This is a genomic window from Caproicibacter sp. (genome assembly GCF_046707225.1).
Classification (GTDB): Bacteria; Bacillota; Clostridia; order Oscillospirales; family Acutalibacteraceae; genus Caproicibacter.
Genome location: NZ_JBJKOP010000019.1, coordinates 1 through 11,338 on the forward strand (window position 1 = coordinate 1; position 11,338 = coordinate 11,338).

General features: G+C 54.6%; 8 protein-coding genes and 1 pseudogene. 8 read left to right on the forward strand and 1 reads right to left on the reverse strand.

Translation table 11 applies throughout. From position 1 onward, the window contains the following. Window positions 1–235: 235 nt before the first annotated feature. The 7 genes and pseudogenes from ACLQ3M_RS02970 to ACLQ3M_RS03000 all read left to right on the forward strand — a co-directional run bounded on the left by ACLQ3M_RS02970 (window position 236) and on the right by ACLQ3M_RS03000 (window position 9,736). Complete coding sequence (locus ACLQ3M_RS02970; protein ID WP_411676223.1) at window positions 236–529, forward strand: LacI family DNA-binding transcriptional regulator; 294 nt, start codon at window positions 236–238, stop codon at window positions 527–529. Between the two features lie 362 nt (window positions 530–891). Beyond that, a pseudogene (locus tag ACLQ3M_RS02975) lies at window positions 892–1,271 on the forward strand (substrate-binding domain-containing protein). Window positions 1,272–1,293: 22 nt separating this feature from the next. Continuing rightward, entirely contained in the window at window positions 1,294–1,437 is a 144-nt protein-coding gene (locus tag ACLQ3M_RS02980; RefSeq protein WP_411676230.1) for a hypothetical protein, read from the forward strand. Between the two features lie 123 nt (window positions 1,438–1,560). Further along, complete coding sequence (locus ACLQ3M_RS02985) at window positions 1,561–2,304, forward strand: carbohydrate ABC transporter permease (protein WP_411676224.1); 744 nt, start codon at window positions 1,561–1,563, stop codon at window positions 2,302–2,304. 117 nt (window positions 2,305–2,421) lie between these two features. After that, window positions 2,422–3,021, forward strand: coding sequence for a carbohydrate ABC transporter permease (locus ACLQ3M_RS02990; RefSeq protein ID WP_411676225.1), 600 nt, complete (start codon window positions 2,422–2,424; stop codon window positions 3,019–3,021). Continuing rightward, the gene (locus ACLQ3M_RS02995; protein ID WP_411676226.1) at window positions 2,946–3,236 is read left to right on the forward strand and encodes an ABC transporter permease subunit; all 291 of its coding nucleotides are present in this window, start codon (window positions 2,946–2,948) and stop codon (window positions 3,234–3,236) included. The genes ACLQ3M_RS02990 and ACLQ3M_RS02995 overlap by 76 nt, the downstream gene beginning before the upstream one ends. A 140-nt stretch (window positions 3,237–3,376) precedes the next feature. Beyond that, entirely contained in the window at window positions 3,377–9,736 is a 6,360-nt protein-coding gene (locus ACLQ3M_RS03000) for a choice-of-anchor I family protein (protein ID WP_411676227.1), read from the forward strand. A 254-nt stretch (window positions 9,737–9,990) separates the two neighbouring features. Here the strand turns inward: ACLQ3M_RS03000 and ACLQ3M_RS03005 are convergent, their stop codons facing one another. Beyond that, window positions 9,991–10,176, reverse strand: a complete 186-nt coding sequence (locus tag ACLQ3M_RS03005) for a hypothetical protein (protein WP_411676228.1) — start codon at window positions 10,174–10,176, stop codon at window positions 9,991–9,993. A 376-nt stretch (window positions 10,177–10,552) separates the two neighbouring features. Between ACLQ3M_RS03005 and ACLQ3M_RS03010 the strand changes: the two genes are divergently transcribed. After that, window positions 10,553–11,230: a MurR/RpiR family transcriptional regulator gene (locus ACLQ3M_RS03010; RefSeq protein ID WP_411676229.1), complete on the forward strand. Its 678-nt coding sequence runs from the start codon at window positions 10,553–10,555 to the stop codon at window positions 11,228–11,230. Window positions 11,231–11,338: the final 108 nt, after the last annotated feature.

Sequence of the window (11,338 nt, forward strand, 5' to 3'; positions counted from 1 at the left end):
ATATTCAATATCTGTAAAAGTTTGTTGCTTTTTCATTTCCCCGCACCACCTGTGTCTTGATAGTTCTATTTTACCAGAGTTCTTCTCTCTTCGGTAGAGGGCGGATTAAATCAGAGGTTCCTTAATAATAAATTTGTAAACAACCGCAAAGTTATATAGATTATTGTTAATTTTTAACAGGAATTTTAAAAGCATATCGGTGATATTCAAGTACACCGGTTGCACAGGAGGAAATATGTCGGCTACAATTCGCGATGTGGCGAAAGCTGCTGGTGTCTCTTCGTCAACCGTCTCCCGCATTATTAACAACAAGGGTGTCATTTCAGAGGAAACGCGGGATCGGGTTTTAAAAGTCATGAAAACGCTGGGCTATGTCCCTAACGATACGGCGCGAAGCTTTGCAAACGGCAGCACGTCCGCGATCGCTTTGGTTATTGACGTAATCGAAGCCCGTTCTTTTTCCAACAATTTTTTAACAACAGTGTGTTTGGCATTGAAACAATCGCGCATGAAAATAACTTTGACCTGATGATAACCAACGGGCGCATGCAGAAGGGGAATATAACTTCGGCAGACAAATTGGTATTCGGAAAAAAGTTGACGGCATTATCTTGCCGAATTCCCTGATTAACCGCACCTTGATTGAGAAATTGAATAAAATTCAATTTCCTTATGTCGTCTTAGGCGACCCAAGGACGCTTGACGCTGAAAACAGCTGGGTGGATATCAATAACGTTCAGGGCGGAGCTCTTCGGTTCATCACTTGGTGGAAAAGGGCTACCGAAACATTGCTTTTTTGTCGAGCGGCAGCAGTAAAATTTTTAATCAGGACCGCATTACCGGTACAGCCGCGCGCTGAATGAGCTGGAGCTGCCCGTCCTGAAAGAGCGGATCTGCCATTGCAATTCCGATGTGGAAAGCGGCTTGGACGTCATGTCGCGGATGTTTCAAGCCGAGCAGCCCCCGGACGCGGCGATCTGCAGCGACTATTGCCTGGCGGTGGGTGCTCTCCGCACGGCACGGCAACACGGAATCCCGGTTCCCGAAGCGTTCGGATTATCAGCTTTGACAACACTCCGGTAACCGAGCTTTCGGAGCCTTCTATCACGACGGTGGATATCGATACGTTCGGGCTGGGCGAACAGGCGGCCTCCGTATTAATACGGAAGATCAAAGACAAAGATATGAGCAGCAGGCAGATTTTGATTTCCACAAAAATTATTGAACGGGAATCCACAAAAAGGAATCGAAGGGGGCAGGACGGTGAATAAAGCGGCTCTGGCACATCGGCCTGTGGAAAGTGATGTCTATCCGGTTCATTCAAAAAAACTTGTCTTTCGCTTTCAGGCCGCAAGAAAAGATTTGAAGTCCTGTTTTTTGGTTTGCTGGAGAAGGAACGAAGCCCCCGAAAAAAACCGCCGAATTCCAATGCGATGATGAAAATTATTTCGAATATCTATACCCCAATGTGAGTGACGGACCCCATCCGCCCGAGTGGTGTGAACAACAGATTTATTACCAGATTTTCCCGGATCGCTGAAAAACAGATTGCAGATCTTTTTGCTTTTACTGCCCGGAATTTTCATGTTCGCGGTGTTTACCATTTATCCGATCGGGAAACCGCTTTTCATGAGCTTTTTCCAAAGCGGCTACGGCTCCTCTCCGGCAGATGCCTTTGTCGGCTTTCAGAGCTATCAAACGGTCTTATCCGACCGGACATTCTGGGTTTCCTTTGAAAACACATTACTGTACACCTTGGTTACGGTACCGGCTCAAATGGCGATCGGCCTTCTGGCTGCCGTCCTGATCAACGGACTTCCCCGCTTTCAGGTTGGCTTTCGGGTAATTTATTATCTCCCCGTTATCGCCTCGCGGGTAATCGTATCCCTTGTGTTTAAATACATTTTCAATACGGAAGGGATGTTGAATTACTTTCTGTCGCAAGTGATCCGCGCGACAGGAGGAAATGTAGCCTGGCTTGACAGCCGCTGGGGCGGGCTTACCGTCGCCATGCTTCTCGGAATTTGGAAGGGCGTCGGGTGGAATATGGTTGTTTTTCTGGCGGCTCTGCAAAACGTGCCGAAAGCCCTTTACGAGTCCGCATCGATCGACGGATGCGGCGCCGTGCATAAATTTTTCTACATTACGCTTCCAAGCATCAAAAGCACGACCCTGTTCGCTCTGGTGATGATGACCATAGGCGGGTTTAACGTTTTCACTTCCATTAAAATGATTACGGACGGCAAGCCGATGCACCAAACGGAAACCGTTTTAACATGGATGTATTACAAGGCTTTCAACTAGGGACGGTTCAGCTATGCCGCCGCTCTTTCCTTTATTGTCGCAGTTGTGCTTGTCTTCCTCGCGGTGCTGCAGTTCAGGGCAATGAAAAACAGGGACGAAGGAGATTGACGCGTGCCTATGAAAAGAATCAGATACTCCGAATTATTGATGTACTTTGCTTTATCTTTGGGCGGGCTTGTCTCCGTGCTGCCGATGATCTATATGCTCAGTACGTCCCTCAAGCCAAATGGGGCGCTCTATGAATATCCGCCTCATTTCTTTCCCGATAAAAGCAATATCACAATCAAGAATTATATTTATATTTTTCAACAGCAAAAGTTCTATATCAATTTTATAAACAGCTTGGTCGTTTCGCTGCTGACAGTCGTGTTGGCCGCCGCCATATCGACGGCTCTGGCTTTCTGCATTGCCCGTTTTCGGTTCCCAGGGAGAAGGATGTTGTTCGGCCTGGTGGTCGCAACCATGATTATTCCCGGTACGGCGCTGATCGTTCCGCAGTTTGAACTGGCGACTTTTCTCCATATTACAAACGAATTATGGGGACTGATCCCCTTCTATGTCGCGTGGGTGATTCCGTTTTCCACCTTTATGATCAAGGGATTCATCGAGGGGATTCGCGCGATTTCGACGAAGCCGTCTATATGGACGGCGGCAACGTATTTACCGTTTTCCGGGCGATTGCCGTACCGCTGTCGGGTCCGGCGATCGCGTCCGTAAGCATTTTCAATTTTCTCACCGCCTGGGAAGAGTATCCCTGGGCGCTGACTGTCATAAACGACAACGCGAAACGCACTTTCGGCGAACATCAGTTCACGCAGTGGGGCTATGTTTTCGTCATGTCCGTTGCAAGCTTAATTCCGGTACTGATCATCTTTATCTGCTTTCAACGATATTTTGTGAAAGGATTGCAGACCGGCGGGATCAAGGGATAAGGTTCCGCCGGCCTCGCGGGATGGAAGTTCCGCCATTCATAATCCTTCAATATTAACGCCAATTTAATTCCCTCTTAATCTTCATTCTTTAGAATAAATTATGCTTATTCTTTGGTGAATTTATAATAGGAGGGAATTACATGCGATTGCAATCAGCCATAAACAGGCGTGCGCTGGCGCTGCTTCTGGCGGGGGCCGTTTCGATCTCCTGCTTGCCAATGCAGGCACTCGCCGCTGAAAACAGCTTCTCGGGCTACGATTCCAACTTTGATTCCGGCTCGCCGATCCGTTCGTCCGGCAGCCTGCTGTCGGACCTCGGCAGTCTGCAGATCAGCTCCGAAAAGGACCCGGACGGGGGCTGCGCGGAAATCGTCAAGTATAACCCGGACAACCGCCGCTATTACGTTCTGGACGGAAAGGACAAGAAGCTCGCGATCGTGGACATGAACCGTCTGGCGGGCGGCGATCCTCCGGCCGGAGGGGATCGAACCAACGGCCTTTCCATTGAGAAAAACATCGACTTCTCCGACGCCGGCACAATCGCGGCCGGCATCCGGAACACGCAGGCGGATTTCAGTTACGGGGACCTGACCTCCGTTGCCATTGACACGAACCGCAACCTGGTCGCCGTTTCGGTTCAGGACGCGGACTACACCAAGCCGGGTGCGGTCGTTCTGCTGGATTACGGCGGAAACTTTGTAAAATCTTTCCGCACGGGCGTACAGCCGGACATGGTCTGTTTCTCGCCGGGGGGCAACTATGCACTGACTGCGGATGAGGGCGAACCCCGCAATGGTTACGGCAGCGGCACGGTCGACCCAAAAGGATCCGTCACAGTCGTGGATCTTTCCCGCGGCCTGACGGAGGCTGCCGAAAAGACCGTGGATTTTACGGTTTTTGATTCCGATTCGGCGCGGAATCAGCTGATTGCGGACGGCGTGATTCTGAAGCACGGCGCAAAACCTTCCGAAGACCTGGAGCCGGAGTACATTGCGGTCGCGGGCAATAAAGCCTATGTCACCCTGCAGGAAGCCAACGCGATTGCCGAGCTGGATCTGACGACCGACACCTTTGACACGGTCAAGGGCCTCGGCTTTCAGGATTACGGCAAGGTACCCGTGGATGTGCTGAAAAGTGCCGACCCGGACGCAATCAAGGATTCGGCGTATCTGGAAACGGAGTCGACCCTGCGCGGCATTTACATGCCGGATGGAATCGCGGTGGTTCAGGAGAAAGGAAAAACCTATCTGCTGACCGCCAACGAGGGAGACAGCCGCGAATGGGGCAGCGGCGCGAATTATTATTGCAACGAATACAAATATGCGTACAAGAATAAAAGCGACTACAAAAAGCTTACCTGCTTGGCGACGGACTCCAGCGAGTCCGATGCCAGGAACAACGGCGACGGTTACGAGGGCTACGACGGCAATTTTGAAGACGGCTGCCATTACCTGTTCGGCGGGCGCTCGTTCTCCGTCTGGGATGCCGGTTCCATGGGGGACTCCGGCACGCTGAGGCAGGTGTACGACACGCACGCACAGTTTGAAGCCATCACGGCTGAACTGGATCCGGGGCATTTCAACTGTTCCAACGACGACACGGAGCTCGACAGCCGCAGCAACAAGAAGGGCCCGGAACCTGAGGGCATCACCGTCGGCACGGTAAACGGCACGTCTTACGCCTTTATCGGGCTGGAACGCATCGGGGGCGTGATGGCCTACGATATCACCGACCCGGCCAATCCGACAGCCGTGGATTATCTGAACCAGAGAAATTTCAGCTTGGATATCGCGGGCGACGATTCCCCAGAGGGGATCGACTTTGTTCCGGCGGCGGACAGCCCCGTCGGCTACCCGATGCTGCTGGTGGGGAATGAAGTCAGCGGCACGGTATCCCTGATGAGAGTCGGAAACGACCGGAACACGGACGACCGCAAAATCACCATTTTCCATACGAACGACATGCACGGCGCTCTGGCAACGGCACAGAGCAGGAGCGCCGGTTCCGACCTGGTGGCAGCCATGAAAAAGAGCGTCCCAGGTTCGCTGCTCATTGACGCGGGCGACGCGACCCAAGGCAGTTCCTTTGCGACTCTTACGAAGGGCAGGGACGTCATCCGGCTGATGAACGCGGCCGCTTACGACGGCATGGCTGTCGGCAACCATGAATTCGACTATGGGCAGGACCTGACGTTGACAAACGCACAGGCCGCGGAATTCCCGATGCTGGCCGCGAACGTCCTGAAAAGCGGCAAACCGTTCCTGCAGGGGATCCAGTACTGCGGCGGCGCCAAAACCGACAACGGCGCCTATTCGGTCGAGTACGCCGAGGGTCTGAAAATCGGCGTGTTCGGCATCACAACACCGGAAACCGCGTTCAAGACAAATCCCGCCGGCACGGCGGGGATCAGCTTCGGTGCAAACGACGTGAACGATATCGTACCGGTCATCCAGAATCAGATCGACAATCTGAGGAACACGGAAAAATGCGATATCGTCGTCGGCGCCATGCACCTCGGGGACGATCCCTCCAGCGTGGTCACGGCAAAGGCCATCGTTCCGGAAATTCAGGGCCTCGACCTGCTGATCGACGGGCACAGCCACCAACTGGAGCAGATTGAAGATGTAAAAGGAAAAGACGGCAAGGCCGTCCCGATCGTCCAGACCGGCAGTTCGAGCGCCAACGTCGGCAAGGTGGAACTCAGCTGGAGCAACGAAAAGAAAGCCGTCGACAAGGTTTCAACCGAACTGATTTCGGCGGCGGCCGCCGGCACAGCATACACCCCCGACGCCGCCGTCACCAAAATGGCAAATGAGATTCTCGATTCCCAGAAAGCTCTGCTTGCGCCGATCGTGGGTTTGACCAAAACGACGCTCTGGGGCGGCACGATCAATGGAATCAACGAGGCGCGCCTCGCGGAGACGAACCTCGGTTCCCTGGTGGCGGATTCCATGCGTTGGAAAGCACAGCGGTTGATCACGGCGGACGCGTATAAGAATCTGCCGGTAGTCGCGCTGCAGAATGGCGGCGGCGTGCGCGCCGTCATCAAGGCGGGCAGCGTAACGGTAGGCAGCGTGCTGAATGTCCTTCCGTTCGGCAACACGCTCGCGTTCAAGGAAGTGACTCCCGACATCCTGTATTCGGCGTTGGAGAACGGCGTCGGCGGCGTGACGGGGCAGGACGCATCAACCGGGCGGATCAGCGGCGCCGCCGGAGCGTTCCCGCAGATTTCAGGGTTCAAATTCACCTACGATCCCCGGCAGCCCAAGGGGTCCCGCGTGACCTCCGTCACCCTTGACAGCGGCGCGGCGCTGAACCGGAACGACAAGGCCACCAGGTTGGTGCTGGCCTCCAACGACTACGAGCTGGCGGGCGGCGACAACTACACCATGCTGGCCGGTCTGCCGTCCGTCGGGGAAGGCGGGGCGCTGGACACCGTCCTGGAGGATTACCTGACCAGCAAGGGCTCGGTCAGCGTTCCGATCACCTCCGGACGCATCACCTGCAGCGGCGGCTATATCCCCAAGCCCTACGACGCGAAGGTGACAGTGAAAAAAGGCGCCGCCCCGGTCGCGGACACGGCGGTGGATTATCAGGTGGACGGCGGAACCGTCCTCCACGCGACGACGGGCGCGGACGGCACAGCCATCCTACCCGCGCTGCCGGACGGGCCGCACGCCGTTAAGATCGGCGACGCGGACGACGTGCTGGTCAACAATTACAGCGGGGCCGGCGTGACAGCGGCCGTGACAGCAACGGTCAACGCGACAGTCAGCATCTCCCATCACCTGAAGCTGGCGATTATTTCCGACACCCACGTTTACGACGACAGCCTCGGCACGACGGGAAAAGCCTTTGAGGAATATCTTGCAAACGACCGAAAAATGATTGTGGAAAGCGAGAAGATTCTGGACGAGGCCCTGAGCCGCATCAAGGCAAGCGACGCGGACTATGTCCTGATTTCCGGAGACCTGACCAAGGACGGCGAGAAACAGGACCACGAACGGATGGCACAAAAACTCAAAGCACTGGAAGACGCGACCGGCAAACAGGTGATTGTCATCGACGGCAATCACGACCTTTCCAATGCGGATGCGGTCCGGTATAACGCCGACGGTACGACGACGCCGGTGGACACGATCGACCGGGCCGCCTTTAAAAGCATCTACGCGGATTTCGGCTACGATCTGGCGGTGGCACAGGATCCCGATTCCCTCTCCTACGCCGTCGACCTCGGCAGCCGGTACCGCCTGATCGTGATGGATTCGGCCATCTATAACAATGAGACCGCCCCCGGCAAGAGAGAGCAGCAGACGGGGGGTTCTCTGACCGGCAACGCCTATGATTCCAACAACAGACTCCCGTGGATCATGGATCAGATTCGGAAGGCCAAGGACGACGGCCGCATTCCCATCGGCATGGAACACCACGGCCTTGTTCCCCACACCGCGGTGCAGCCGCAGTTTTTCCCGGAATATCTGCTGAACGATTACCGGCAGGTTTCTCAGGAACTGGCCGACGCGGGCATGCACCTTGTGTTCACCGGTCATTTCCATTCGCAGGATGTCGCTGCAGTCTCGTCCCCCGCGGGCAATATGCTGTACGACATGGAGACCGGCTCGCTGGTCACCGATCCGTGCCCGATCCGCTATGTGACGCTCGACGGCGAGAATGTGACCTATACCAGTGATCACATCGACAGTGTGGCCGGGCTTAACCTTGGCCAGTACAGCAATTTCTCCGATTATGAAAAAAATTACCTGCTGACCGGCATCATAGGCCTGGTTCCGGGCATGCTCAAGGCCGTCGGCCCCTCTCTTACGGATGACGCCGCAAAGGCGCTGGCCAACCAGCAGATTCCGGGAAGCGGCATGACGCTGGCTCAATTCCTTGCTGCCTGCATGGCGAAGCATTACGCGGGAGACGAGACGCCCGGCGTGCTTGCGCCGGTCATCACGGCCCTCCGGAACTCGTCCGACCCTCTGCAAAAGCTGCTGGGCGGGACGGCCTGGGCATTGGCTAATGACACGACCGGCGACCTGACCAACCCAAAGCTGGATACGGTTCCCGACAACGCAGGCAGCATCGACCTTTCCCTGACCCAGCCTTCTTTGATCGTCTCATCGTTCGACGAGTTGGACGCTTCCGTAAAATCGCAGCGTGTCGCAAACGGCACCCCTCTCTCCGCCCTGAATTTGCCGGATTCCCTGAATGCGACGGTGGGCGGAAGCGCGTCCGCCATCAACGGCATCACTTGGAGCGCCGGTCCGTCCTATACGCCGACAGCCGCCGGAACCTATCTCTTCACTGCAGTCCTTCCAAGCGGCTACGCGCTTGCGGACGGAGTCGGCGCCCCGGTGATCCGGGTCGAGGTATCTGCGGCAAAAAGCAAAAAATCAGGTTCGGGCGGCAGTTCCTCCTCTGGGCTGTCCGCTCCCGCGGGAGCCACAGGCAAAAGCACGATTACGACAGCCGTGGGTGCGGACGGCAGAACCACAACGACCGTCTCCACCCGGCCGGACAGCGAGCCGGTGGTGACGGGGGATCATTCCTCCGTCAGCGTCACTGTCCCGGCGAACGTCGCCTCCATTCTCGCTGCGGCGACAGCCGCAAAACCGGCGGAAGTAAGAATCACCGCCCCGACCGGCGCCCTCACGGAGCAGATCCGGAATGATGCGGTGCAGACCGTCCATCTGACGATCCGGGTTCCCTCCGCGGTTACGGGCAACACCAACGCGAATGCCCGGGTCTCTGTCCGCGTGGAACCGGCGGTCCTGCAGGCCGCCAAAGACGCGCGGAAAAATGTGACCCTTACGGTAACCAATGAAGAAACCGGCAGGGAAGCGTATTCCTGGACATTCTTCGGAACCGGGCTAAAAAACTCCGTTTCCACCGTCGCGGGAATTGATCTGGCATTAAGCGTTTCCCCCGTCACAGCGGATGCTTCCGCAAGCGCGGCTGCCGCGAAAAACACTGCCGGTCAGAAAGCCGCCGGCCTTTTGCTGAGATTTGCCGACAACGGATTGCTTCCGAGCGCCGCGCAGATGCGGGTCTATGTAGGCGATCAGGCAAACTGCGCTCCCGGTTCAACCGTGTTCCTGTATTATTTGAACCGCACGACGAATCAGCTGGAGCAGATGCCGCAGAGCAGGTACATCGTGGACGGAAACGGCTATGTCACCTTCTCTATTATCCACTGCTCCGATTACATCCTGCTGCCGCAGGCCGCGACCCACCCGTATCCGGTAAAATCGGATACCTCGCACCCGGTCAGCGTGCAGAACGGCAGGACCTATACCTTCGCCTTTACGGTAACCGGAACGGCCGCGCCCAGCTTCGCGGTCGGAAACGGGACCGCCTTTGCAAGCCGGTTGAGGCGCAAGGACAACACGTACTTCTTCACGATAAAAGCGATTGGGAAATCCGGACAAATGACGGCAGTTTACTGCACATTACCCGGACAGAAGCCGGTTATGATGGATTACGTCAGAATAACCTGATCAAGGCCCGAATCCAGGCAAATCAAAGTCAGGGCCGCCGTAAAGGCAGCCTTCCAATAGGGAAAAGCCGGAGGAACCGAAAAAGTTGCCCCGGCTTTTTGCTTTAGAATTTAACCTTTTTATGAAGGTGAGCGCGTCGGCTCCTTTCAGCGTGACCTGCAAAGGACGTTTGATCGGCTTGATGCTGTTGATTGTCAGCGTCGGGCTTTTCCCAAAGAAGCTTCCATTTCGATCCTGATCGGCGAAAAGATTTCCTATTCATCGCTGTCCGCTAAGACATCCACGTCTTTGGTGCTCCGGCGTTCCGCCCCTGTGTTCCAAAGCTTGTGGCAGCCGCCGCCATAGTACATTTTGATGCTGGTTCCCAAATAGCAGAACTTGCCTGAATTCAGCGTCAGGTTATTTGGCCCGCAATAGAAGCGGTACGGTATGCCGGGCAAGGCGCCGATCTGCCTGATGGAGTCTTCAGCTCCTCCGCTCCCTTCTCTTCGCCGGGATTTTCCGCATAAAATGTCAAAACGGCCTCTTTTTGAACGGCTAAACCCATAACTGCAAAAAGCTTTTTGGTGTCGACTTTTTACCGAGGTTCCAGCTCACACTTAATGACCCGGTTCCATGTAAAATCCATATTAAAATTTCGCAGAAGCTCCTTCCGCCCTTGTTCCGTCGGTCCGTCTTTTATATACTGAAGGATAATATGGTAAGAAACAGCTTCCGCCTGAAAAGGGAGAAAATTCTTCCGTTACAAACCGATCGCAGACCATATTATTAACGGATATTAAAAAGATCGGGAAACTGAAAAGGAAGGAACCGCTTATGAACCGCCCTGTAGCAATCATCGACCGGATCAGAAGCATCTATGCTTCCCTGCGCCCTTCAGAACAAAAGGTCGCCGATTTTGCACTAAAGAATTTTGATGGCTTTACCCTCTTATCCATTATGGAACTGTCGAAAAGTGCGGACGTCAGCCAGCCAACTGTCATCCGGTTCGCCCGTGCGCTTGGTTTTAAAGGCTATCGTGAACTGAAACGCTCGGTATCCCTTGAAAAAAAGCACAGTGGCGATTCGGAAAAGACATTCGATGCTCTGGCGGGATTTGATTTGCAGCCTTGGGATTCGATTGCCAGTATTCCTTTGAAGGCCGTACAGGTTACAAAAAGCCTGCTTGACGATACTTTGAAATCCGTCTCTGCCGACGAGCTAAAAAAAGCGGTTCATCTGCTTGTAAACGCGAGCCTGATTGATATTTACTGTGTGGAAAACTCCTTTACTCCGGCGAGCGATCTTTTGAACAAGCTAACTTACCTGGGCCTTGCGTGCCGTCTAAATTGTGACAGCTACCTCCAACAGATTTCCGCCGGGCATCTGGGACCGCAAGACGTAGGAATTGCTTTTTCCTTTTCCGGCTCTTCTAATGATACCATTAAGGCTCTGCGTCAGGCTAAAAAATCGGGTGCGGCAACCATCGCCATTGTTAAGGAACCTCTGATTTAATCCGCCCTCTACCGAAGAGAGAAGAACTCTGGTAAAATAGAACTATCAAGACACAGGTGGTGCGGGGAAATGAAAAAGCAACAAACTTTTACAGATATTGAATATAGC

What these genes read in the sequence shown, in the direction of transcription:
- ACLQ3M_RS02990 (WP_411676225.1), top strand. Translation starts at nt 2,422, where the DNA reads ATGAAAAGAATCAGATACTCCGAATTATTGATGTACTTTGCTTTATCT.
- ACLQ3M_RS03000 (WP_411676227.1), top strand. Translation starts at nt 3,377, where the DNA reads ATGCGATTGCAATCAGCCATAAACAGGCGTGCGCTGGCGCTGCTTCTG.
- ACLQ3M_RS02970 (WP_411676223.1), top strand. Translation starts at nt 236, where the DNA reads ATGTCGGCTACAATTCGCGATGTGGCGAAAGCTGCTGGTGTCTCTTCG.
- ACLQ3M_RS03010 (WP_411676229.1), top strand. Translation starts at nt 10,553, where the DNA reads ATGAACCGCCCTGTAGCAATCATCGACCGGATCAGAAGCATCTATGCT.
- ACLQ3M_RS02995 (WP_411676226.1), top strand. Translation starts at nt 2,946, where the DNA reads ATGGACGGCGGCAACGTATTTACCGTTTTCCGGGCGATTGCCGTACCG.